This window comes from Hungatella hathewayi WAL-18680 (genome assembly GCF_000235505.1).
Taxonomy (GTDB): domain Bacteria; phylum Bacillota; class Clostridia; order Lachnospirales; family Lachnospiraceae; genus Hungatella_A; species Hungatella_A hathewayi_A.
The window spans coordinates 927,194-950,874 of sequence record NZ_JH379027.1 but is presented as its reverse complement, the minus strand read 5'-3'; the positions used below and the strand labels follow the sequence as shown (position 1 = coordinate 950,874).

The window sequence follows — 23,681 nt, the reverse complement described above, 5'->3', positions numbered from 1 at the left end:
CCTGTCTGTCCTCTCCGTCAAAGCCATCTCAGATACACTTCCATGACGCTTTTCCGGTTTTATCTCACACCACGCCCTGACCTTTCAGCGTGGCCATCACCGTCTCCTTCTGCTCCTTCGTCATTCCAGCCAGAGGGGCCGACACATAGGCCTCCCCAATCCCGCAGACCTCCAGCAGATATTTCATCACCGCCATCCAGGACGGGCCCTGGGCCAGGCATTTTCGAACTCCGTTAATCCTCTTCTGAAGCTCCATCCCCTGACGCACCTTCTGCTCCTGGCACAGCCGTCCAAGCTCCACAAACAGCTCCGGGAAGAAATTGGCCAGCCCCGGGATACAACCCTGGGCCCCGCACAGCATGCTGACAAAGCACAGCTCCTCCGCCCCGTTCAACACACTGATATCTCTCTCCTCCAGCAGCATCAGCGTTTCCTGAAGCTGCTGCCAGTCCGCGCAGCTGTCCTTGTACATCACAATTTTATCCAGCTCTGCCAGCCGTGCGATGGTGGCCGGCAGAATGTTGACATGGGTGGTATCCGGAATGTTGTACACCGCGATATCAATCCCACTGGCATTGCAGATTCTCTCATAGTGCTCTACAATCTCCTCCTGCCCAAAGTTCTTGATGTAAAATGCCGGCGTACAGACCGCCAGGGTTCCCCCCATGGCCTCAATCTTTTTCACCTTCTCGATGGCCCTTGCGGTGGAGGAATCAATGGCTCCGCAGAACACGTCGATTTTCCCCTTTCCTTCCTCCAGCGCCACCCTGGCCGCCGCTTCCCATACGTCCTCCGTCACCCTCATGGCCTCGCCCGAAGTTCCATTGACGAAGACGCCAGTCACTCCCCCGTCGATGCAGTGGCGGATTAACCGTCGAAGAGCCTGCTCATCAAGAGTTTCGTCCTCCTTTAAGGGTGTGACGATGGGAGGAATAATTCCTCTGTATCTCTCTTTATTCTTCATTCCCTATCTCATCTTTCCTGCTTATTTCCGTTGACTCCCTCTTCTTTCCCAGACAGCTGTCCCTCTCCACAATATTGGGCTGGAACAGATAAAACTCAAAGTCGGACAACGGCTCCTGATTGATCATTTTCCTGAGAATCCGGGCCGCCTTCTCCCCAATCTCAATGCTCTTGTAGGAGACGGTTGACAGCTTCGGCTCCATTTCCATGCAGAGCTCCGTGTCGTCATAGCCGATAATGCCGATGTCGTCGGAGACCTGCCTGCCCGCCTCCTTTATGGCCTGGCACACGCCCTGGGCAATCCTGTCGTTAAAACAGAAGACGGCATCCAGCTGTGGCTGTTCCACCAGCAGGCGCTTCATCGTGTTGTATCCGTAAAGCTCCCCTTTTTCCTTCTCCTCGATGGAGATCAGTTTCCGCTCCACCTCCAGCCCGTTCTCGATAAGGGCCGATAGATAGCCCTGGCAGCGGTCAATGCTTGTCTTATATTTTTCCCTGGCCACAAAGGCGATGTGGCGGTAGCCCCTGGCAATCAGATGCCTGGTGGCAATGTAGGCGCCATAGTAGTCGTTGGATGTGACCACCGGTGCGGAGATTCCCTCCACGCTCCGGTTGCAGAACACAAACGGAATCTTCGCTTCCAGCAGCTGGCTGTACAGCTCATAATTCTCCTGAATTCCCCTGGCAATCACCGGCACGATGATGAAACCGGTCACCCCGGATGCAATCAGACGCTTAATGTACTGCTCCTGCTTCCCAGCCTTGCCGTCGGAATTGCAGAGGATGATATTCACATCGTCCTTCTGGGCCTCGTTTTCAACGCCGCGGACCAGACTGTAATAGATTCTGTCCATCACGTTGGGGACGATGATGCCCCAGTTTTCCAGCTTCTCCTTCACCGCCACCTCCACGCCGTTTCTGACGCCGGCCACGTAGGTTCCGCTGCCCTTGACGGAGTACAAAAGCCCCTCATAGACCAGCTCCGCCATGGCCTTATCCAGGGTGGTTCTGGTGGTATCCAGTTCCCTGCACAGATTCGGACGGCCGTCCAGCTTCGCGTCAGGCGGCAGGGTTTCTATCTTCTCTTTCAGCATTTGCTTGATTTCCAGATATCTGATAATACTTCCTCCTCTCTCCAGCCGACCGGTCAGCTTTCGTGGATTGATAGGGTCATTATTGTACAAATCGGGCAAATTGTCAATATTTGTCAGATTAATCAGGCAGCTTTCAGGTAAAATTGGGCAGGATCAACCTTTGTTGCGCACAATTTAGGCAGAAAAAAGTGCGGAACTCCATGCCGCCATCCGGCAGCGGGAATTCCGCACTTTTTCTTGTTTTAACTTAATTTGTGTATAAAAAGTCCACTTCTTAATTTCGGCTCAAACCAAGTAGACTTCGGGGGCATCAGCCTTCCCGCGTCCGCCACCCGGAACAATTCCTCAATGGAGGTCGGGTACATGGAAAACGCCACCATCATATCGGCGGCCACTCTCCGCTCCAGCTCTTTCAGTCCCCGGATTCCTCCGATAAAATCAATCCTCTTATCCGTCCTCGGGTCTCCAATCCCCAGCACTGGGGACAGCAGATCATTCTGGAGGACCGACACATCCAGCCCGTCCACCGGGTCATCGCTCATCCTCTCCGGTTTTGCGGTCAGCCGGTACCAGCCGCCGCCCAGATACATTCCGAAGGTCCCCTTCCTGTCCGGGGCCACCGCCCGGTCTCCCACAAATTCCACCTCAAAGATTTCTTCCACGGCCGCCAGGAATTCCTCTTCCCCCAGCCCGTTCAAATCCGTCACCACCCGGTTGTAGGGCATAATCATCAGCTGGTCATCCGGGAACAGCACGGACAGGAAATAATTAAACTCCTCATCCCCCGTATAATCCGGATTCTCCGCTCTCCGTCTCAAGCCCACCTTCACCGCAGAAGCCGCCCGGTGATGGCCGTCCGCGATATAGGTAGCCGGAATCTCCAAAAACGCCGCTTCCATCTGCCTGATCGTCTCGTCGTCGCCGACTCTCCATACCCGGTGTCCCACGCCATCATCCGCCACAAAATCATAGAGAGGCGTCCCCGCCGTCACATACTCCACCAGCCGGGCCAGCGCCTCATTTCCCCGGTAAGCCAGGAAGATGGGGCCCGTATGGGCGTTGGTGGTATCCACATGGCGAATCCGGTCCAGTTCCTTGTCCTCTCTCGTGTTCTCATGCTTCTTTACAATTCCGTTCTGATAGTCGTCAATGGAACTGCACGCCACAATCCCGGTCTGGCTTCTCCCGTCCATCGTCAGCTGATAGATATAATAGCACTCCTTGGCGTCCGACACAAACGTCCCGTCCGCAATCCGCAGTTCCAGCAGCTCCGCCGCCTTCTCATACACCTTATCATCGTAGGTGTCCACATCCTCCGGAAACTGGGTCTCCGCCCGGTCAATATTTAAAAACGACAGTGGCTTCCCCGCCACCGCCTCGCAGGCTTCCTTCCTGTTATACACATCATAGGGAAGAGCCGCCACCAGCGACGCCGTACTCACGTCCGGCCTCACACAGCGAAATGGTCTCACAACTGCCATAATATTTCTCCTCTTTCCACTCAGAAATGCCTAAGGCAGAATAATCACGCCTTAGGCACCCCCTTGCACTTATTACGCTCTCAATATCCAGTTCTCACTACTGAATCACCCGGACTCCCAGCACTCCGTCAATCGCTTTCAGCTTCCCGATAATCTCATCCCCGGCCGGCTTCTCCAAATCAAGCATGGTGTAGGCATACTGGTCACGGCTCTTGTTGGTCATGTCGGAAATGTTTACATTTCCGGAGGCCACCGTCCCCGTAATCTGTCCAATCATGTTCGGCACGTTCATATGAAGCACTGCCACACGGCTGGCCGCATGACACACGCCCATACTGCAGTTTGGATAGTTCACGGAATTCTTGATATTGCCGTTCTCCAGATAATCCATCATCTCCTGTACCGCCATCATGGCACAGTTATCCTCGGACTCCTCCGTAGATGCCCCCAGGTGGGGAATCACAATCGCCCCCGCCATATTGGCAGACTTGGGATTTGGGAAATCCGTTACATATTTATGTACCTTGCCCTCATTGAGAGCCACAGCCATATCGTCATCATTTACCAGAAGGTCTCTGGCAAAATTCAGCACCACAACGCCCTTCTTCATCTGGTCAATCGTGGTCTTGTTAATCATGCCTCTGGTCGTGTCAAGCAACGGCACATGAACCGTAATATAGTCGCACTCCTGATAAATGGTATCCACAGAAGTGATATGCTTCACATTTCTGGAAAGTCCCCAGGCTCCGTTGACGGAGATAAACGGGTCATATCCGTAAACTTCCATCCCCAGAGACGCCGCCGCGTTGGCCACCTCCGCGCCGATAGCGCCAAGACCAATCACGCCCAGCTTCTTTCCCTTAATCTCACATCCTGCAAAGGCCTTCTTGCCCTTCTCCACCGCCTTAGCAATGTTCGGGTCCTCCTTGATGCTCTGGCACCACTCAATGCCTCCAACCACATCACGGGAAGCCAGCAGCATGCCGGCAATCACCAGCTCCTTCACGCCGTTGGCATTGGCGCCCGGCGTATTGAATACCACAATGCCCTTCTTGGCGCACTCATCCAGCGGTATATTGTTCACGCCGGCGCCGGCACGGGCAATCGCCTTCAAGCTCTCCGGAAATTCCATCTCATGCATGGCGGCGCTTCTCACCAGCACGCCGTCCGCATCCTTCATCTCGTCAACCAGCTGATAATCCTCCGTCAGCATATCGGTACCAAACTTCGAAATCGCGTTTAAACAAAAGATTTTTTTCATGCCTTGTGCGCCTCCTCAAACTCTTTCATAAATGCCACCAGCTTCTCCACGCCCTCGATTGGCATGGCGTTGTAAATGCTGGCCCGCATTCCGCCAACGGTTCTGTGTCCCTTCAGATTCTCAAATCCGGCCGCCTTCGCCTCTTTCACAAACAGGGCGTCCAACTCCTCGTCACCTGTCACAAACGGAACATTCATGAGAGAGCGGTCCTTCTTCTCCACGGTGCCCTTGAACATCTCGCTGGAATCCAGGAAATCATAGAGAATCGCCGCCTTCTTCTCATTGTACTCCTTCATCGCCGCCAGACCGCCCCGGTTCTTCAGCCATTTGAACACCTTTCCGCAGATGTAAATGCCGTAGGCAGGCGGAGTATTATAAAGCGACTTGTTGTCCGCATGCGTCTTGTAGCGCAGCATGGTAGGCGTACCCGGAAGCACATCCTCCGTAATCAAATCCTCACGGATAATCACAATCACCACGCCGGCCGGTCCGATATTCTTCTGCACACCGCCATAGATAATGCCGTATTTCGTCACATCCACCGGCTCGGACAGGAAGCAGGAGGACACGTCCGCCACCAGGGTTTTCCCCTTGGTGTTGGGAAGCTCTTTGAACTTGGTGCCGTAAATGGTATTGTTCTCACAGATATAAACATAGTCCGCATCCTCGGATATGGGCAGGTCAGAGCAGTCCGGTATGTAGCTGAAGGTCTTATCCGCGCTGGATGCAATGGCGTTGGCCTTGCCGTAAAGCTGTGCTTCCTGGTAGGCCTTCTTCGCCCACTGTCCGGTGATAATGTAGTCGGCCACCTTGTTCTTCATCAGATTCATAGGAATCATGGCGAACTGCTGTGACGCGCCGCCCTGAAGGAAAAGCACCTTGTAGTTATCAGGAATTCCCATCAGGTCTCTTAAGTCCGCTTCTGCTTCGTTAATAATGGTTTCATACGCTTTTGAGCGATGTGACATCTCCATCACCGACATTCCGGTGCCTCTGTAATCCAGCATCTCATCCGCAGCTTCTTTCAGCACCTCTTCCGGCAGAACAGCCGGACCTGCTGAGAAATTATACACTCTACTCATAACCTTTCCTCTCTTTCCTAATCTTAATTTATCTGGTGAAGAACGAATTATATCTTTAAATCCGTATCATCAAATACATCCTGAATCGGCGCTCCCGGCGATACCATCGGGAATACCTTGTCGTCACACTGAATCTGGCACTCAATCACCACCGGGATATTCAGTCCCATGGCTTCCTCAAGCACCGGCTTTAAATCCTCTTTCCTGGTGACAAGATAGGCCTTGGCTCCCATGGCCTCCGCCAGCTTCACAAAATCCACCTGGTCATTTAACACTGTATGAGAGTAACGTTTCCCGTAGAACAAGGTCTGCCACTGCCGCACCATCCCCAGCACATGGTTGTTCACCACCACCTGGATGATGGGAATATTGTAGCGGGTTGCCGTGGCAATCTCATTCATGTTCATCCGGAAACAGCCGTCACCGGCGATATTGAACACAGTCTTGTCCTTGCAGCCCATCTTCGCCCCGATGGATGCCCCCAGGCCATAACCCATAGTTCCCAGACCGCCGGAGGTCAAAAAGGTCCTCGGCGCCTTATACTTATAGAACTGGGCCGCCCACATCTGGTGCTGTCCCACTTCCGTGGTAATGATGGCATCCCCCTGTGTCAGCTCGTAAATCGTCTCAATAATCCCAGGTCCCGTCAAAGTATTCTTGTCATACCGCAGCGGATACATATCCTTCATCCGCTCAATATGGGCAATCCACTCGTCATGGTTAATCGGGTCCAGTCTGGCGTTCAACTTCCGCAGAATCACCTTCACATCCCCCACCACGCTGGCCGTGGTCTTGATATTCTTGTTAATCTCCGCCGGGTCCACATCCAACTGGAGAATCTTGGCATTCTTTGCAAATTTGGACGCATTTCCCGTCACACGGTCGCTGAACCGGGCGCCCACCACAATCAGCAGGTCGCACTCCGTAAATCCAAAGTTGGAGGTCTTCGTCCCGTGCATGCCCACCATGCCGGTGTACAGTTCATCCGTGCCGTCAAAGGCTCCCTTGCCCATCAGACTATCCGCCACCGGCGCCTGAATCTTGTGGGCAAATGCTCTCACCTCGTCAGCCGCGTCGGCAATCACCGCGCCGCCGCCCACGAAGATAAATGGCTTCTTGGACTTGCGAATCAGCGCCAGCGCATTTTCCATGTCCTCCTCCGTGATGGTGTCGGTCTGACGCTCCACCTCCTCCGGCGCCATGTATTCGTACTCGTATGTATTGGCCGTCACGTCCTTCGTGATATCCACGAGAACCGGTCCCGGCCGCCCTGACTTTGCGATGGTGAACGCTCTTCTAAGCACATAAGCCAGACGGCTGATATCCTTTACAATAAAATTATATTTGGTAATCGGCATGGTCACGCCGGTGATATCAACCTCCTGGAAACTGTCCTTGCCAAGCAGACTCACCGCCACGTTGCAGGTGATGGCTACCATAGGCACGGAATCCATATAGGCCGTGGCAATGCCGGTCACCAGGTTAGTGGCCCCGGGGCCTGAGGTTGCCATACATACGCCCACTTTTCCCGTGGCTCTGGCATAACCGTCCGCCGCATGAGCCGCCCCCTGCTCATGGGAGGTCAGGATGTGGGTAATCTCATCCTGATGTTTATACAGTGCGTCATAGATATTCAGGATTGTTCCACCCGGATAGCCAAATACGGTGTCAACTCCCTGCTCTTTTAAGCACTCTATCACAATTTCTGCTCCTGTGATTGTCTTCATCTACCATTCTCCTTCTTATCTTCTATTCCGTTAATGCCTATTTCACTTCCAGTACCGCTCCCCGGTCGGCCGAAGTCACCAGTGATGCGTAACGGGCCAGATAGCCGGTAGTCACCTGAGGTGTTCTCGGCTTCCACTCTGTCTTTCTGGCGGCCAGCTCCTCGTCGGATACCTTCAATGTAATGGTGTTGGCATTGATGTCAATTGCAATCATATCTCCCTCTTTCACCAGGGCGATAGGTCCTCCCACTGCCGCTTCCGGCGTCACATGGCCGATGGAAGCGCCTCTGGAAGCGCCGCTGAAACGTCCGTCCGTAATCAGCGCCACACTGGAGCCCAGTCCCATGCCAGCAATCGCCGATGTGGGATTCAACATTTCTCTCATACCAGGACCGCCCTTGGGGCCTTCGTAGCGGATGACCACCACGTCACCTGCCACAATCTTTCCGCCCTTGATGGCGTCAATGGCGTCCTCCTCACAGTCGAAGACTCTGGCCGGTCCCTCGTGAACCAGCATCTCCGGCGCCACTGCCGAGCGTTTCACCACGCAGGAATCAGGCGCCAGGTTGCCCTTCAGCACAGCGATTCCGCCGGTTTTGCTGTATGGGTTCTCCACCGGACGGATAACCTCCGGATTCTTGTTGACACAGCCCTTGATATTCTCGCCCACCGTCTTGCCGGTGACCGTCATACAGTCCAGATTCAGCACGCCCAGCTTGCTGACCTCATTCATCACGGCGTAAATACCGCCGGCTTCATTCAAATCTTCTATATAAGTAGGACCTGCCGGCGCCAGGTGGCACAGGTTCGGTGTTCTGGAGCTGATTTCATTGGCAATATCCACGTTCAGCTCCACGCCCGCCTCATGGGCGATGGCCGGAAGGTGAAGCATACTGTTGGTACTGCATCCCAGCACCATATCCATGGTCAGTGCGTTCATAAACGCCTCTTTTGTCATAATGTCTCTCGGGCGGATATTCTTCTCATACATATCCATCACTGCCATACCGGCGTGCTTCGCCAGCTTGATTCTCTCGGAATAGACGGCCGGAATCGTTCCATTTCCACGGAGTCCCATACCAAGGACCTCGGTCAGACAGTTCATGCTGTTGGCCGTATACATGCCGGAGCAGGAACCGCAGGTCGGGCATGCCTTGCACTCGTACTCGTAGACCTCCTCCTCACTCATGATGCCTGCCTCGTAGGAGCCCACCGCCTCAAACATGCTGGACAGACTGGTCTTGTGGCCCTGTACACGTCCCGCCAGCATAGGTCCGCCACTGACGAACACCGTAGGTATATTAATCCGTGCCGCCGCCATCAGAAGCCCTGGCACGTTCTTGTCACAGTTGGGTACCATCACCAGCGCATCAAACTGATGGGCCAGCGCCATACACTCGGTGGAATCCGCAATCAAATCCCTGGTCACCAGCGAATATTTCATGCCGATATGTCCCATGGCAATCCCGTCGCAGACCGCAATGGCCGGAAATACCACCGGTGTCCCGCCTGCCATGGCTACGCCCAGCTTCACGGCTTCCACAATCTTATCCAGATTCATGTGGCCCGGAACAATCTCATTGTAGGAACTGACGATTCCTACCATCGGCTTTCTCATCTCCTCCTCCGTCATGCCCAGGGCATTAAACAGAGAACGGTGCGGCGCCTGCTGCATTCCTTTTCTCACTGCATCACTCTTCATGTGCGAATCCCTCCCAAATTTATTGCAGTTCCCTCTGCCAGTCAAAACGACTCTCGCAAAGGGAACTTTTTCTGCTTTTTTCTGTTATTTACTACTTTATCTCGCTAAAGCCCTTTCTGTCAATCGCTTTTCACGGTTTTTGACAGGTTTTTGTGAGATTTTTGTCAAATCATGGCCTTCCCACGCTCATTTCAAATGGCTGCCGCAACTAAATCTCCCATCTTCGTGGTTCCCACCTTCTCACAGCCCTCCGACCAGATATCCGAAGTGCGGTAACCATCGGTCAGAACCTTCTGCACGGCCTTCTCCACCGCATCCGCTTCCTGATCCAGGTCAAAGGAATAGCGCAGCATCATGGCCGCCGACAAAATTGTGGCAATCGGGTTGGCGATATCCTGGCCCGCAATGTCAGGCGCGGAGCCATGGCTTGGCTCATACATGCCGAATTTGCTCTCGTTTAAGCTGGCGGAAGAAAGCATTCCGATGGAGCCGGTTATCATGCTGGCCTCATCCGATAAGATATCGCCAAACATATTTTCCGTCAGCACCACGTCGAACTGTCCCGGATTCATGACCAGCTGCATGGCGCAGTTGTCCACCAGCATGTGGGTCAGCTTCACCTCCGGATAGTCCTTCGCCACTTCCTCAACCACCTTTCTCCAAAGTCTGGAGGAATCGAGGACATTTGCCTTGTCCACGCTGATGACCTGTTTCCTGCGCTTCATGGCGATATCGAAGGCCTTGATGGCAATCCGCCTGATTTCATTCTCGTTGTAGGTCAATGTGTCGACCGCCGTCATAACGCCGTTCACTTCCTCCGTGTGGCGCTCCCCGAAGTAAAGTCCGCCGGTCAGCTCCCTCATAATCACCATATCAAATCCGTCGCCGATGATTTCTTTTTTCAGAGGGCAGGCGTCCGCAAGCTCTTTGTAAAGATAAGCCGGGCGGATATTGGCAAACAGGTTCAATCCCTTCCGGATCGCCAGAAGCCCGGCCTCAGGCCGAAGATTCGGCGCCACGTCATACCATCTGGAATTCCCCACATCACCGCCTACCGCTCCCAGCAGCACGGCGTCGCTCTCCCCGGCCGTCTTAAGCGCCTCGTCCGTCAGCGGCACTCCATGCACATCAATGGAAGCTCCACCCATCAACACCTCGGTATATGTAAACGTATGCCCATAAACTTCTCCCACGCGGTCCAGCACCTTCCTGGCCTCACGCACAATCTCCGGACCGATCCCGTCGCCCGGAATCACAGCAACTTGATAATTCATCTGGATTCACTCCCCTTTGACAGTATATTTTTATATTTCTCTTAATAGTAACCCATTTACACCGAGATTTCAACCACGGCTATAGTTTTTTCCCGCTTCCATCTATACGAGATAGGAATTGAATCCATAATCGTAGGTTATGAGTCGTGGAGATACTATGAATAAAAGAAAGACGGTGTAACAGAATTTACTTCGTTTCACCATCTTTCTATTTATATAGTCTCTTTGTTATTCTTTCTCCGCAATCTTTATCACAATCCCGTCGCCCATCCTGGTGATGGAACCCTGGTCCGGATAGCAGGGCATGGCCCCGGCTTCCGGGCTGCTCCAAAGCTCGTCAATCTTCTCCTCATCCCAGTCAAACTGACGGTAATTTAAGTAATTTTCCAAAAATGCGTACCAGTTCCAGGCGTGAACCAGTGAGTCGTTCTTCCCGGCCATGTTAAACACCTCTAAACTGCCGTTGGACGCAAAGCTCTTATCTGCGATCTCACTGTCCCAGCCCAGCACGTAGACCGGCATCTCATCCGTGTACCCTTCCGTCATCCGCACCTGGGTCAGCATGGAGGTGAAATAGCTCTCCGCGCTGCGGTAGGCGTAATCCATGGTCACATAATTGCCGTTGTCGAACCAGATGTAGATTCCCACGCAGCATAAAATGCTGAAAGTGATGACAATGTCAGCGGCCTTTCGAAGTTTTGCCGGACAGGCGTCGTTTAATCGGCCTCCGCTAAGAACCGTATCCAACACCGCCAGCGGACACAAAAATATCGTCACAGTCCCATATTCCATCAACGTATAAAACCAGGAATCCGGCTGCATGATAATAATTCCATTCAGGCAGAACGGCAGTATCAGCACAAAGACAACAAGCTCCGCTGTCAGCAAAACACCGCCCTTTTCCCTGCATTTCGGCCACATACACACCGCCGACAACACCGCCGTAAAGAGACAGCAGACCGCCAGCGCCACTCTCAAAAAAGCCGTGGGATTTACCTGGTAAAAATCCGATGTGAATAGCAGAATCACACTCTTATAAATCTCTTTCACCATCCAGGGAATCTGTGCTGCACGGATGGTTCCCAGCCGGTTCATTCCCCGGTATCCACTGAGCGGGTCCCCCGCCAGCGCGGCCACCGCCTTCGCCGACAGGATATAAAGGGCCACAGCGGCCACCAGCATGGCCAGATAGATCCACGCCTTCCGAAACACCTTCCCGTACTCCCCAGCCTCACCTCCAAGGCACATCTGAATCAGCTTCACCACGCACAGTCCCGCCGCCAGCGGATAATACGCCTGGAAAACAGACGTCGCCAGCATCACACATCCAATCCCGGCCAGCCAGGCAAAAAATAGGGACCGCCGGTACCCAGACACCCCCTCCCGCTTTCTCTGTGACGCCACAGACAGCTGCCGGTCAAACTGATACAATCCCCAAGCCATCAGAAAAACAGCAAACGCATAATACCGCGCCGTAAACATAAAAAACATGGCACAGGTAAATGCCGGATATACCACCAGCACACTCCCCGTCAGCACACACAGAATATCTTGGCGGATATCCAGAAACTTCACCACATAACATGCCGCCAGCGCCATAAAAACAATCGCTATCATCCCGCTGAACCACGGCAGGGAATAACTCTCCCCCACCAATAAGATGCTCAGCTGATGCAGCGCCTCCAGTCCCCAGCGGCCGGACGACACCGTCACACCGACTCCTCCGGCCCCAAACGTCAGCTCATCGTAGTTTGGCAGCTTGTTGGTCAGCGTATACATATGAGCAAGAATACCGGCCGCTGCCGCGGCCGTAAACGTCACCCGGCTCCGGTGCGATATCCCCCTGATTTTCTCCTTCACCCAGTCATCCGTATTCTCAAACATCACACTCATTTCCCCTTATCCCAGACCAAACAGCACACTTCTCAATTTCTGCACATCCCCGTCGGCAAAACAATACCCGTCCATACCACATTCTTTCGCCCCATCAATATTCAGCTGCAAATCATCGACGAAAAAGCACTCCTCCGGCTTCAGCCCAAACCGCTCAAAGAGATGCCCATACATCTCCCTCTGGGGCTTCATACATTTCACCTCCGCCGAGAACAACACACCGTCAAAATACTCAATCCCCGGAATCACGTCCTTGTAGCAGTCAAGCAGGCGCAAAGACGCATTGGAGCAGAGATAGATGCCAAAGCCTGCCTCCTTCAAATCCCTTACAAGCTCTGCCATCCCCTCTTTTTCCCACATACAGTACTCATGCCAGTGGGCCAGACAGATTTTGGCCATCTCCTTCTCGTGTTCCGTATCCAGCCTTCTGCAAATCTTCTCCAGCGCATCCTTCTCCGGCAGCACTCCCATATCCATCAGAATCCACTCCGGCGACACGAAGACCGCCGTCTCCACCTTCTTCTGCTCTTCCACATCTTCTATAAAATGCCGGCAGACTTTACTGGAATCGTAATCCACCAGAACCTTTCCCATATCAAACACAATATTTTTTATCATCAAACATTCCCCTTTCCGCAATCTGCCTTAAAGTATACCATAAAACTTACTATTTGTCCCCTCAGCAGACACAAAAAGAGAGGGCACAGTGCCATTCACTCTGTCCCCTCTCCCATATTCCGGCACCCTACGACGCCCTGGCCATTCTCACCACTTCCATAAACTCCTTCACCCGCTCCACGTCCACCTGGTTCTCGAACTTTCCGTCATACTTGAAAGTCGTCCCCACAACCGCCGCATCCGCAATCTTCAAAATCCCCTCAATCGTATCCTTCCTGCACCCGGTGTTGGCAATCACCACCGTGTCCGGCAGCACGCTCTTCACATCCGACAGCACATGGACATCCGTGGCGCTTCCCGCCGTGGCGCCGGACACACAGATGGCATCCGGGCGGCAGTTAAACACTGTGGTCTTCGCCACCATTTTGATATCCCGGTCCGCCAGATATTTTGCCGCCTCCGGCACAATATTGTAGAGCAGCTTCACATTTTTGGCGTCCAGCCGGTCCTGATGTCTGGCCGTCTCCCCCGTATTCGTGTTCCACAGTCCAAAATCACTGGCGTAAACTCCGCTCATAATCTCCCGCACAAACAGTGCTCCCGTAGCAATGGCCAAATCCAGAGACGCAATGGGGTCCCACAGCACATTAACCCCAAAAGGCACCTTGATGAAAGGCTTCAGTTCCCCAATCACCCGGGCCATGGCCGCCACCGTTTCCGTCTTCACCCTGGTCAGATACGGCAGGCTGAATTCATTGCTGAACATCACCGCATCCACACCGCCATCCTGCAGGGCGCACAAGTCCTCCTTTGCCTTCTCCACTACCCAGTCCATCCCCTTTTCCGCATCATAATAGGGGTCCCCCGGCATGGCCTGCAAGTGGCACATGGCAATAATCGCTTTCTCCGTCCCAATCACATCTTTTAACCAGCTCATAATTCTGACTCCTTCTCCCAAAATTCTCCTATTTCTCAATCGCAAACTGTCTCGCCGGATTCTCCACCAGCATTTTGTGAATATCTTCCTCCGAAATCCCGGATTCCCTCATCCGCGGCACGAAGTTCTCCAGAATATAGTTGTGCCCGTAAGCTCCACCGTACTCCTTCCACATGCTGGCTCTGCCGTTATCTCCGCCCAGCATGATATTTCCCGCGTAACCTGCCTCGCACATCCCCTTAATCAGCTCAATCAGCACGCAGTCAGGCCAGTATTTCGCCCTGGATGGCCCGTCATATCCCAGTGTCACACCCTGGGCCGCCATCTTCTTGTGATACTCCAAATCCGGATTTCTGTCCACATGTCCCAGGGTCACCCGTCTCGGGTCCACGCCAAACTTCTTCACCAGCTCAATCACTTCCAGCCCCATGGTTCCCCGCTCCGTGTGGGTGCTGATAGGCGCCCCCGTTCTCAGCGAAGCCATGCATCCCGCCTCAATCACCTTGAGCTCCATAGGCTTTATCATGTTGTAATGGGTGGCAAACTTAATCACACCCGCCTTCGCCGTACTCCGCATCACAATCGGCCCGTTGTAATTGTTGATCTCCACGCCAAGCTCCACTTCCTCCGCAATCAGCCTAGCCACTTCCTCCACCGGGTACTTGTTCACCCAGTGCTCCGCGTCATAATAGATGGATCGCTGAAATCCCGTGCAGGCGATAATTCTGACACCTGATTCCGCCGAAATCTCCTTCAGCATCTCCACCTGCCGCCCGCAGTCAATGGGATTCATATCCACCAGCATATCGCCCCCCAGGGCCTTCCATGATTTCATGGCCGAGATGGCATAATCCACCCTGTCCAGGCGCAAATCCCTGTCCACCTTCTCCTCACCGCCTCCGATGGTGATCAGATGGTCATGGTAATCCGTAATACCCAGTTCCTCCGGTTTTATCTGTCCCAGCACAGTCTCAATATATCTCACAGTCCTTCTCTCCTTCCCGCGTTTACACAATCCATAAACCGCTTCACATGTTCCCTGTCAATGGGATTTCCCGACTGTCCGTCCACCTTCAGACAGGTGGCCACGCAGCACGCGTCGGCAATCTTTAAAATCTCTCCCACATTGTCAAAATTCACTCCGGTGTTGGCGATCACCGCAAAATCCCCCACCGCCTGTTTCACCTGATTCAGCTCCTCATAGGGCGCAATTCCCCCTGCCATGGCCCCCGAAACGCATAAACCATCCACCAGACAGCTTTTGATCACTGTCTGCGCTCTTAACGTCAATGGTCTGTTGTCAAGCGTTGCAGAAAATTCCGGTGACAGATTTGTCAGAACTTTAATATGATTTGCGCCAATTTTATGTTTGTAATTGATGATCTCCTCCGCATCCGGTGTAAACAATCCCAAATCCCCGCAGAAGGTTCCACAGACAATCCCCCGGATAAAATCGGCCCCGGTGGCCATCGCAATAGCCAGAGCCGCCTTCGCATCCCATTGGATGTCCACCCCGAAGGGAACCCTCCTGCCGTGCTCTAAAACCCTGTCGATAATCGTCGTCATCACCGCCACGATATGCGGCTCCACATGTCTGGAGTACGGCTTGTCAAATTCATTGCAGAAGATAACCGAGTCGATGCCGCCGTTCACAAGATTGTTGTAATCCTCACTCACCTGCGCCACGATGCGGCTCAAATCATGATCCCCGCGATAACAGGCTGTGCCGGGTAATGCCTGGATATGTACCATCCCAATCACCGGTTTCCTGTCTCCAAAAACCTCGTCTATCCACATAACATCCCTCTCCAAAATTTATTTTACTGCTCCTCGATGTTTAACGCCTCCCGAATCTTCTCCTTGATTGCCTTCACGTCCGTAAAATTCTTTGTCGTAATCAGAATCATCCCCTCCTGCTCCCCTATGGTTCTCGCCAGGGATGGGGTTGTGATACACACATCAGGGAGATGACGGCCCTTAAACTGTCCCGCATCCATGTGGGTCACCTGGGCGTCAATTCCCAGCTCTTTAAATGCCTTCTCCACCGTCATCTTCAGAATCAGGCTGGACCCCATGCCATTAATACAAACCGTATTAACCTTTAACATATTCTTCTCCTATTCTTCGTACTTCCGAATACATGCCGCCAGGCTCTCATCGCTGCCCGCCCGCGAAAGCTCCTCCACAAACCCTTCCTTCATTAGCATCCCGGCCAGCAGCGAAATCCCCGCAATGTGGGAGTCCGCATCCACCGAAGTAAACGTAATCACATACGCCACCGGGTCATTGCTCTCGTGGCCAAACTCCACCGGGTGTTCCAGCTTCATGAAATGAAAGACATTTTCCAGAGCCCCATGCTCCGGCGCACTGTGCAGCAGCGCAAAATGCGGAACAATCACCATGTACGCCTCATTCTCCACCATGTCCTTCTTGATGTATTCAAAATACTCTCTCTTTGCATACCCCTTTGCAACAAATGTCTCTCCCACGTAGTCCACAACCGCTTTCCAGTCCGGGAAATGCTCCCCGCAGACACGTATATCACGAAATATCTTCGACTCCATCGCTGTTCTCTCCATCTGCAATGATAACCTCAATCCCGCATCCCTCCAGCTGCATCCGGTCCTTCTCACTGATTCCCTTATCGATAATCAGCTTGTCCACCGCCTCCAGCTCACAGAAAAATGCATGCTTCGTCAAACCAATCTTGGAAGAATCCGCCAGCACGATAACTTCCCTGGCCCGCTTAATCAGTTCCCGCTTCACCAGCGTGTCATTCATGTTGAACAGCGTCAGCCCACAGTCAAACGAGATACCGGCCACCCCGACAAACACCTTGTCCAAAATATACTCATTGATGGTCCGGATGGCATTGTGCCCAATCAGGGACTGGTCCTTCCTTGACACCTCTCCCCCGGTACAGATGACATTGACATTCTTCGCGTTCATCAGCTCCGTCACCACCGGAATCGACGCCGTCACCACCGTCACGTCCTCAATCGTCTTGATATACTTTGACATCTCGTACACCGTGGTTCCGATGTCAATCCCGATGCAGTCCCCCGGGGACACCATGCCGGCGGCCTTCTTTCCAATCAGTTCCTTGATCTCCATCTTGCGGCCTCTCCTGGCTTCAAAGCCGGATTCCACCCCCACATTCTGGTCAAGGATGACGGCGCCTCCGTGAGACCTCTTCACCAGCCCCTGCTGGTCCAGCAAATCAAGGTCTCTGCGGATGGTCACGCCCGTAATGCCAAACTCCTTAGACAACTCCTGCACGGATACGGATTTATTGTCCTGAATTCTCTCTAATATAATTTTTCTTCTCTCTTCTGCTATCATTTTTCTATCTCCCGAAATTTATTGGAAATATCTCCCATACTATTCAAAATTATATCATATGTAGAATCAGTTTGTCATAAGAACTTAACCCGGCTGCCGTCTGTCATTTCACCTAAGACTCCGTCGCAAACTGCTTTTTCAACAGCGCGCAGGCCGCCACATAAATCAGCACCAGCAATATCAGGAAGAACCAGACGCTTCCGATGATATTCATGGTCACCGCCAGCAGCGCCATGGACGAGCCAAAGTCCGTGTTGCCATAGGTAGCGCCCAGGGTTCCAAGCCCTGACACCACCGTGAAGATCACGCCGCCCAGTATCTGCACCAGACCAACCGCCAGGCCGGATACGAAGGCCGCCTTCTTGCCGCCATACTTAAATCCGAATACCCCGGCGATTCCTCCGTCGAAGAAGGTCGCTATAATGCCCGGAATCATCAGCGTCGCGGAGCCAAAAGCCAGCAGGATAAAGAATCCCAGAAACTCTCCCAAAAACGCGCCCAGGAATCCGAGAATCGCGGAAAACGGAGCCAGCGGGAAGAATACGGGCATATCCACAGACGGAACAGCTCCCGGAACCAGCTTGTCGGAAATTCCCTTAAATGCCGGAACCAGCTCTGCAATCATCATACGGACACCGGTTAACAGAACCACGATGCCCACGGTAAAGTTGCCGCCCAGCTCTATCATCCAGACTATCCAGTTGGTGCCGCCGGCCGCTTCCACGATGGCGTCTTTGCCTGCCAGCAGACATCCCGCCGCCAGAACCACCGTCATCAGAAGACAGGTCACCACTGTAGAATCATTAAACAGTCTCGTGAGGGAAGAAAATCTTCCTGTCTTCTCCTCGTCCTCCTCATCCTCCTCAAAAAGCACCGGATGATTCTTGTCGTATTTTCCCAAAAGCATTCCGATTCTGGAACTGATAACCGCCGCCATACAGGAGATATGGCCCAGGGTAAATCCATTTCCCGCAAAGGGTTTGGAATACTTGTAGGCCCAGGCCGGCATCACCGTCCAGAAGACCCCGCAGAATACGGAGCAGGCGATCAACAGCACGGCTCCCTCACAGCCAAAGAACCAGTTCACCAGCCACACCGTCAGCGTGGCGAAGGCCAGCATGGTGTGGGCCGTCAAGAATACCACCTTCAAAGGCCCGAACTTGGCCAGAAGAATATTGATCAGGAATCCGAACAGCATCACCGTCGGCACCATGGTCACCAGCATCGGAATCGCCGTGTTGATGGCCGCCATACCGGAGTAATTCTCCGTGATAATGCCGCTGATTCCAAACGCTGACCTAAGCATCTCCATCACCGGCTTGTAGGGCGCCTGCAAAAGGGTGGAGCCCTGTTTCAGGATTAACACTCCCACGAACGCCTTGACTACCCCCATCACCACGTCCATGGGTTTCTTGCGCTGAAGCAGTAACCCAATCAAAACAACAATTGCCATGACCAGCTCAATCTGGCCAAATATCAATTTTAATACATTCGCTACACTCGATATAATCCCCATCTTATTCCTGTATGATGTTCCTGTTTCCCCCCAGGACTTTTCATACTCTCCTTTCCCGTTGTAACACAGTCAGTAGTAACATCACTTACGAGTGGATATTATCTGTAACTAATCTGCACATCTGCCTCATCCAGTTGTCGAGAAATTGTTTCCCCTTTTCCGCTGTCGCCTTCGACGCATCCCCAAATATTCCACTCTCCGCAAACTCCGCCCATGGAATCGGCCGTATGTCCACATCCGGCGGTATCTCGGGATACTCGCAGACTGCCTTCTCCATCTTCACGCTGTCCGGACAGATATGAAGCAGAATGGAGGTCTCAATCTCCGCGGCATGGAACCCGCTTCCGTTCCAAAGCTCCGTCTCCATGATTCTTTCCCCGTTCTTCTTCAAATCCATGTAACTTAAGTAATACACATTCCGGAAGCCATATTCATCCAGAAGTTCTCTCACCGCCAGCTTACACGGGGCCACGTTCCCCCAGTGGCCGGAGAACAGGATGATATTCTTACACTTCTTCTCCAGACTCACCACAATATCCTTGATGACTGATATGTAGGTTCTCTCGCTTAGGGATATTGTGGCCGGAAAATCCTTGGCGGACCAGACCTGTCCGTAATTCAATACCGGCAGCACCACACAGTCCGTCGCCTTTGCCAGCAGTCCGGCCACATGACCCGCCACAATGTTGTCGGTGTCAATCGTCATATGGTATCCGTGCTGCTCCGTAGACCCCAGCGGAAGGATAACCGCCCGTGCCTCCTTCATTCTCACATCCGCTTCTTTCCAGGTCATTTCTTTCAAATTAACATATTCCATCTTTTTCCCCTCCTTTCTCACTCTTCCCGTTGGAAATACTGTTATCTTGTACTTTGAGTATATTCTTTATTTGCTTTTTTGTCAATATTTTTTTCTTTTTAATTTGCTTTTATTTTCTTTTCTAGGATTAAAAAGAAGTTTATTAAACACTAAAGATCATTTTGTATCATTTTTGAACATTCCGGTTTGTGAAAACAATAGAAACAGGTAACACAAAAAGGACCACCCCAGCGCCTCAACGGCGCCAGGATGGCCCTCGCAACTTTTGATTCTATTCAGATATTTTATACTTCCGGTTTCTCAACCTGGACAATCGCTGTCTTCTGCATCGGAATCCGGCAGTTCTTGTTGCTTCCAAACTCCACGATAACCGTATCATCTGTCATATCAATCACTACGCCATAGAATCCGCTGGAAGTCAGAATGCTGTCTCCCACCGCAATACTGGACATCAATTCCGCCATTCTCTTCTTCTCTTTGCTCTGCGGACGGATTGCCATAAAATACATCAATCCAACCAACAGTACCGCATACATAATCCAGAATCCCGGGCCGTTCATAATACTCGCTGTAACCATTTAAAACTTCCTCCTTCATTTTCCCCTGAACATCTGTAAGGGGGACTTTCCGTCATTCAGAACTGCCGCCTCGCCGCACGTTCTCTAATCATTACCATTTTTTGTCTCCGTCATGCCTGCCAGCTTCTGCGCTTTGTACTCCGCATAACGGTGCTCCTCGATTGCGTCGCGAATCTCTTCCATCATTGTATTATAAAAATACAAATTATGCAAGACACATAATCGCATCCCCAGCATCTCTTTCGCCTTCAGCAGATGGCGGATGTAGGCTCTGCTGTACGAACGGCAGGCCGGACACTGGCATCCTTCCTCGATAGGTCTCGCATCCAGCTCATATTTTGCATTGAACAGGTTGCGTTTCCCCTGGTTGGTGTACACGTGGCCGTGACGGCCGTTTCTGGACGGATACACGCAGTCAAAGAAGTCCACGCCTCTGTCCACCGCCTCCAGAATATTGGCCGGCGTTCCCACGCCCATCAGGTACGTAGGCTTGTTTTCCGGCAGATACGGCACCGTCTCATCCAGAATCCGGTACATCTCCTCGTGGCTCTCGCCAACCGCCAGACCGCCAAGGGCATACCCGTCCAAATCCATGGCCGAGATGGTCTTCGCGTGGGCAATCCGGATATCCTCGAACGTACCGCCCTGGTTGATGCCAAACAGCAGCTGGTTCTTGTTGATGGTGTCCGGCAGGGAGTTGAGTCTTGCCATCTCCGCCCGGCACCGCTCCAGCCATCTGGTGGTTCTGTCCACGGAAGCCTGCATATACTCTCTCGTGGCAGGATGAGGCGGGCACTCGTCAAAGGCCATGGCAATGGTGGAAGCCAGATTCGACTGAATCTGCATGCTCTCCTCCGGCCCCATGAATATCTTTCTGCCGTCAATGTGGGAGTTAAAGTACACTCCCTCCTCCTTAATCTTTCGAAGTCCCGTCAGGGAAAACACCTGAAAGCCGCCGGAGTCCGTCAGGATCGGTCTGTCCCAGTTCATGAACTTGTGCAGGCCGCCAAACTCCTTAATCAGCTTGTCCCCGGTCCTCACATGAAGATGGTAGGTGTTGGACAACTCCACCTGGGTTCTGATTTCTTTTAAATCATCGGTGGAAACCGCCCCTTTAATTGCCGCCACCGTTCCCACATTCATGAACAGCGGCGTCTGGACCGTGCCGTGCACCGTCTGAACTTCAGCTCTCTTTGCACGGCCGTCCTTTGTTATCAACGTATATTTCATGCCATATCCTTTATCATTACTTCGCTGCCTTTTCAGCTGCTTTCTTCTTATTCTTCCAGGTCGTCAGCACATACCACAGCGCGCCGGTGATACATACGGAAGAATAGGTACCACACACGATACCAACCATCAGCGGAAGTGCAAACTCACGGATGGAGGATACACCCAGCAGGAACAGCACGAATACCATGACGAAGGTCGTCAGGGAGGTGTTGATACTTCTGGTAAATGTCTGTGTAATACTTAAGTTCACAACCTCTTCCAGAGACTGCTTGCCGGTCTTTAACTTCAGGTTCTCACGGATACGGTCAAAGATAACGATGGTCGCATTGATGGAGTAACCTACAATCGTCAGCATACATGCGATAAAGGTGGAGCCAACAGACCACTTCGCCACCGCGTAGAAGGTCAGTACCACCAGCACGTCGTGAAGCAGGGCGATAACCGCACTTGCCGCGAACTTAATATCTTTAAACCGGAACCAGATGTAAATCAGCATACAGATTGTCGCAATCACAACGGCTACCATGGCATCCTGCTTCATTTCCTTGCTGACCGCACCGGAGATACTCTCCGCCGTAATCTTCTCGGCTTCCACGCCAAACTTCTCAACCATAGCGTCATCAAGAGCTTTTCTCTGCTCTACGGACAGCGTCTTGGTCTTGATGATAACCTCATTGCTTCCGGACACCTTCTGTGTCTGAACCTCCGGGTCGCCGGTCACTTCCGCAACCACCGGAACTACCTTGCTGGAGATATCCTCCAGACTCATATCCTCGTTAAAGGTCACATTGGTGGAAGTACCACCCTTAAATTCCATACTGTAATTCAAAATGCTTCCGGTAGAAGAAGAATTGACACCCATCATCGCCCAGCCGGCTACGATAACCACGCAGGAGATGATAAAGCAGATATTCTTTTTCCCCAGGAAATTGATAGGAGCCTTGTCCTTCTTGGTGCCGTACAGCTTCGCATCCTGGAGTCCCAGGGCATACAATGCATATAATGCGCCTTTTGTCACAAATAATGCGGTAAACATGGAAAGCACGATACCGATCGCCAGTGTGGAGGCAAATCCCTTCACCGTACCGGAACCTCTCCAGAACAGTACCACTGCCGCAATCAGGGTGGTCACGTTACCGTCGATGATGGCGGACAACGCTTTCGCAAAACCGGTCTTGATAGCGGATTTCACCGTCTTGCCAAGACCAATCTCCTCTTTGATACGGGTAAAGATAATGACATTGGCATCCACCGCCATACCAATGGACAGGATGATACCTGCGATACCAGGCAGAGTCAGCGTCACCTCAAATGCCTTTAACAGTATCAATACCAGACCCACATACAGGCACAGCGCAATCACGGATGCAAGACCCGGAATTAAGTAAACCGCAATCATAAATACCGCAACGATGGCAAATCCAATAGCCGCCGCTTTCAGGCTGGTGGAAATCGCTTCCTGGCCCAGCTTCGCGCCAACCACGTTGGAACGCAGTTCCTGAAGCTCTAAAGACAGGGAACCGATACGGATGGTAGAAGCCAGCTGCTCCGCCGTCTCGTAGGACTCCATGCCGGTAATCTGCGCCTGGCCGCCGGTAATCGCCTGCTGCACCGTCGGGTTGGAATAAATCATATTGTCATAGATGATGGCAATTCTCTTGCCGATATTGGCCGCCGTCGCATCCGCAAATGCCTTGGAGCCCTCATCCGTAAACGTCAGGGAGACAATGTACTCTTTGGCGCCTGTCTTGCCCTCGATGATACCGGCCTTGGCGGAAGACACCTGGTCGCCGGTCAGAATCGTGTTGCCCTCTTCGTCCATGAAAATCAGGGAGCCTGGTTTCCCCAGTTCTTCCAGAATGGCATTGGCATCGGATACACCTGGAATATCAATGTTAATCCGGTTGCCGCCCTCGCGGTACACCTCTGCCTCGGTGCTGTAATTCTGGACTCTCTGCTGCAGCTTGTAGATTGTATCTGACATCTGCTCGTCCGTCGGGTTCTCATCCACTGCCTGATACGTGATGCTGACACCGCCGGCTAAGTCAAGACCCAGCTTGATGTCATCCACGGTATCGTAGCCCAAATAGCCAAACACCCCTACACACAGGAGAATGGCAAGCAGGCCTAAAAGCCCTTTTCCTTTACTACTCTTCATGATTT

Annotated in this window: 21 protein-coding genes; all 21 read right to left on the bottom strand. The window is 52.6% G+C overall.

From position 1 onward, the window contains the following. Nucleotides 1–64 precede the first annotated feature (64 nt). The gene (locus HMPREF9473_RS04295) at nucleotides 65–964 is read right to left on the bottom strand and encodes a dihydrodipicolinate synthase family protein (RefSeq protein ID WP_006778842.1); all 900 of its coding nucleotides are present in this window, start codon (nucleotides 962–964) and stop codon (nucleotides 65–67) included. Continuing rightward, entirely contained in the window at nucleotides 954–2,147 is a 1,194-nt protein-coding gene (locus tag HMPREF9473_RS04290) for a GntR family transcriptional regulator (protein WP_138669882.1), read from the bottom strand. The genes HMPREF9473_RS04295 and HMPREF9473_RS04290 overlap by 11 nt, the downstream gene beginning before the upstream one ends. Before the next feature lie 152 nt (nucleotides 2,148–2,299). Continuing rightward, the gene (locus tag HMPREF9473_RS04285) at nucleotides 2,300–3,538 is read right to left on the bottom strand and encodes a DUF1015 domain-containing protein (RefSeq protein WP_006778840.1); all 1,239 of its coding nucleotides are present in this window, start codon (nucleotides 3,536–3,538) and stop codon (nucleotides 2,300–2,302) included. A gap of 97 nt (nucleotides 3,539–3,635) precedes the next feature. Then, nucleotides 3,636–4,799: a phosphoglycerate dehydrogenase gene (locus HMPREF9473_RS04280; protein ID WP_006778839.1), complete on the bottom strand. Its 1,164-nt coding sequence runs from the start codon at nucleotides 4,797–4,799 to the stop codon at nucleotides 3,636–3,638. Next, a complete protein-coding gene (gene serC / locus HMPREF9473_RS04275) occupies nucleotides 4,796–5,881 on the bottom strand; it encodes a 3-phosphoserine/phosphohydroxythreonine transaminase (protein ID WP_006778838.1) in 1,086 nt (361 codons plus the stop codon). Before serC ends, HMPREF9473_RS04280 begins: the two co-directional genes overlap by 4 nt. 47 nt (nucleotides 5,882–5,928) lie before the next feature. Then, entirely contained in the window at nucleotides 5,929–7,608 is a 1,680-nt protein-coding gene (ilvB, locus tag HMPREF9473_RS04270) for a biosynthetic-type acetolactate synthase large subunit (RefSeq protein WP_006778837.1), read from the bottom strand. Nucleotides 7,609–7,645: 37 nt separating this feature from the next. Beyond that, nucleotides 7,646–9,310 carry a dihydroxy-acid dehydratase gene (gene ilvD / locus HMPREF9473_RS04265; protein WP_006778836.1) on the bottom strand — a complete coding sequence of 555 codons (1,665 nt, stop codon included), beginning with the start codon at nucleotides 9,308–9,310 and terminating at the stop codon, nucleotides 7,646–7,648. Nucleotides 9,311–9,501: 191 nt separating this feature from the next. After that, nucleotides 9,502–10,584 (bottom strand): 3-isopropylmalate dehydrogenase, encoded by a 1,083-nt coding sequence (gene leuB, locus HMPREF9473_RS04260; protein WP_006778835.1) that lies wholly within the window; start codon nucleotides 10,582–10,584, stop codon nucleotides 9,502–9,504. 228 nt (nucleotides 10,585–10,812) lie between these two features. Next, complete coding sequence (locus HMPREF9473_RS04255; protein ID WP_034857935.1) at nucleotides 10,813–12,468, bottom strand: glucosyltransferase domain-containing protein; 1,656 nt, start codon at nucleotides 12,466–12,468, stop codon at nucleotides 10,813–10,815. 15 nt (nucleotides 12,469–12,483) lie between these two features. Next, nucleotides 12,484–13,095, bottom strand: coding sequence for an HAD family hydrolase (locus HMPREF9473_RS04250; protein WP_006778833.1), 612 nt, complete (start codon nucleotides 13,093–13,095; stop codon nucleotides 12,484–12,486). A gap of 127 nt (nucleotides 13,096–13,222) precedes the next feature. Then, nucleotides 13,223–14,032 carry a BtpA/SgcQ family protein gene (locus HMPREF9473_RS04245; RefSeq protein WP_006778832.1) on the bottom strand — a complete coding sequence of 270 codons (810 nt, stop codon included), beginning with the start codon at nucleotides 14,030–14,032 and terminating at the stop codon, nucleotides 13,223–13,225. A gap of 28 nt (nucleotides 14,033–14,060) precedes the next feature. Next, entirely contained in the window at nucleotides 14,061–15,017 is a 957-nt protein-coding gene (locus HMPREF9473_RS04240) for a phosphotriesterase family protein (protein ID WP_006778831.1), read from the bottom strand. Beyond that, nucleotides 15,014–15,829, bottom strand: coding sequence for a BtpA/SgcQ family protein (locus HMPREF9473_RS04235; RefSeq protein ID WP_006778830.1), 816 nt, complete (start codon nucleotides 15,827–15,829; stop codon nucleotides 15,014–15,016). Before HMPREF9473_RS04235 ends, HMPREF9473_RS04240 begins: the two co-directional genes overlap by 4 nt. A 23-nt stretch (nucleotides 15,830–15,852) precedes the next feature. Beyond that, nucleotides 15,853–16,140, bottom strand: a complete 288-nt coding sequence (locus tag HMPREF9473_RS04230) for a PTS sugar transporter subunit IIB (protein ID WP_006778829.1) — start codon at nucleotides 16,138–16,140, stop codon at nucleotides 15,853–15,855. 9 nt (nucleotides 16,141–16,149) lie between these two features. Next, a complete protein-coding gene (locus HMPREF9473_RS25965) occupies nucleotides 16,150–16,596 on the bottom strand; it encodes a PTS sugar transporter subunit IIA (protein ID WP_006778828.1) in 447 nt (148 codons plus the stop codon). Next, nucleotides 16,574–17,374 carry a DeoR/GlpR family DNA-binding transcription regulator gene (locus HMPREF9473_RS04220; RefSeq protein WP_006778827.1) on the bottom strand — a complete coding sequence of 267 codons (801 nt, stop codon included), beginning with the start codon at nucleotides 17,372–17,374 and terminating at the stop codon, nucleotides 16,574–16,576. The genes HMPREF9473_RS25965 and HMPREF9473_RS04220 overlap by 23 nt, the downstream gene beginning before the upstream one ends. Nucleotides 17,375–17,486: 112 nt before the next feature. Further along, nucleotides 17,487–18,890: a PTS transporter subunit IIC gene (locus HMPREF9473_RS04215; RefSeq protein ID WP_006778826.1), complete on the bottom strand. Its 1,404-nt coding sequence runs from the start codon at nucleotides 18,888–18,890 to the stop codon at nucleotides 17,487–17,489. Nucleotides 18,891–18,975: 85 nt separating this feature from the next. Beyond that, nucleotides 18,976–19,707: a creatininase family protein gene (locus HMPREF9473_RS04210; protein ID WP_006778825.1), complete on the bottom strand. Its 732-nt coding sequence runs from the start codon at nucleotides 19,705–19,707 to the stop codon at nucleotides 18,976–18,978. Nucleotides 19,708–19,991: 284 nt separating this feature from the next. Then, nucleotides 19,992–20,285 (bottom strand): preprotein translocase subunit YajC, encoded by a 294-nt coding sequence (yajC, locus tag HMPREF9473_RS04205; protein WP_006778824.1) that lies wholly within the window; start codon nucleotides 20,283–20,285, stop codon nucleotides 19,992–19,994. 84 nt (nucleotides 20,286–20,369) lie between these two features. Then, nucleotides 20,370–21,515 carry a tRNA guanosine(34) transglycosylase Tgt gene (gene tgt / locus HMPREF9473_RS04200; RefSeq protein ID WP_006778823.1) on the bottom strand — a complete coding sequence of 382 codons (1,146 nt, stop codon included), beginning with the start codon at nucleotides 21,513–21,515 and terminating at the stop codon, nucleotides 20,370–20,372. A gap of 16 nt (nucleotides 21,516–21,531) precedes the next feature. After that, complete coding sequence (locus tag HMPREF9473_RS04195; protein ID WP_006778822.1) at nucleotides 21,532–23,676, bottom strand: protein translocase subunit SecDF; 2,145 nt, start codon at nucleotides 23,674–23,676, stop codon at nucleotides 21,532–21,534. Between the last annotated feature and the right edge of the window lie 5 nt (nucleotides 23,677–23,681).

Coding starts and splice junctions, on each gene's coding strand:
- HMPREF9473_RS04295 (WP_006778842.1), bottom strand. CDS start 964: ATGAAGAATAAAGAGAGATACAGAGGAATTATTCCTCCCATCGTCACA.
- HMPREF9473_RS04285 (WP_006778840.1), bottom strand. CDS start 3,538: ATGGCAGTTGTGAGACCATTTCGCTGTGTGAGGCCGGACGTGAGTACG.
- HMPREF9473_RS04280 (WP_006778839.1), bottom strand. CDS start 4,799: ATGAAAAAAATCTTTTGTTTAAACGCGATTTCGAAGTTTGGTACCGAT.
- serC (WP_006778838.1), bottom strand. CDS start 5,881: ATGAGTAGAGTGTATAATTTCTCAGCAGGTCCGGCTGTTCTGCCGGAA.
- ilvB (WP_006778837.1), bottom strand. CDS start 7,608: ATGAAGACAATCACAGGAGCAGAAATTGTGATAGAGTGCTTAAAAGAG.
- ilvD (WP_006778836.1), bottom strand. CDS start 9,310: ATGAAGAGTGATGCAGTGAGAAAAGGAATGCAGCAGGCGCCGCACCGT.
- leuB (WP_006778835.1), bottom strand. CDS start 10,584: ATGAATTATCAAGTTGCTGTGATTCCGGGCGACGGGATCGGTCCGGAG.
- HMPREF9473_RS04255 (WP_034857935.1), bottom strand. CDS start 12,468: ATGTTTGAGAATACGGATGACTGGGTGAAGGAGAAAATCAGGGGGATA.
- HMPREF9473_RS04250 (WP_006778833.1), bottom strand. CDS start 13,095: ATGATAAAAAATATTGTGTTTGATATGGGAAAGGTTCTGGTGGATTAC.
- HMPREF9473_RS04245 (WP_006778832.1), bottom strand. CDS start 14,032: ATGAGCTGGTTAAAAGATGTGATTGGGACGGAGAAAGCGATTATTGCC.
- HMPREF9473_RS04235 (WP_006778830.1), bottom strand. CDS start 15,829: ATGTGGATAGACGAGGTTTTTGGAGACAGGAAACCGGTGATTGGGATG.
- HMPREF9473_RS04230 (WP_006778829.1), bottom strand. CDS start 16,140: ATGTTAAAGGTTAATACGGTTTGTATTAATGGCATGGGGTCCAGCCTG.
- HMPREF9473_RS25965 (WP_006778828.1), bottom strand. CDS start 16,596: ATGGAGTCGAAGATATTTCGTGATATACGTGTCTGCGGGGAGCATTTC.
- HMPREF9473_RS04220 (WP_006778827.1), bottom strand. CDS start 17,374: ATGATAGCAGAAGAGAGAAGAAAAATTATATTAGAGAGAATTCAGGAC.
- HMPREF9473_RS04215 (WP_006778826.1), bottom strand. CDS start 18,890: ATGGGGATTATATCGAGTGTAGCGAATGTATTAAAATTGATATTTGGC.
- HMPREF9473_RS04210 (WP_006778825.1), bottom strand. CDS start 19,707: ATGGAATATGTTAATTTGAAAGAAATGACCTGGAAAGAAGCGGATGTG.
- yajC (WP_006778824.1), bottom strand. CDS start 20,285: ATGGTTACAGCGAGTATTATGAACGGCCCGGGATTCTGGATTATGTAT.
- tgt (WP_006778823.1), bottom strand. CDS start 21,515: ATGAAATATACGTTGATAACAAAGGACGGCCGTGCAAAGAGAGCTGAA.
- HMPREF9473_RS04195 (WP_006778822.1), bottom strand. CDS start 23,676: ATGAAGAGTAGTAAAGGAAAAGGGCTTTTAGGCCTGCTTGCCATTCTC.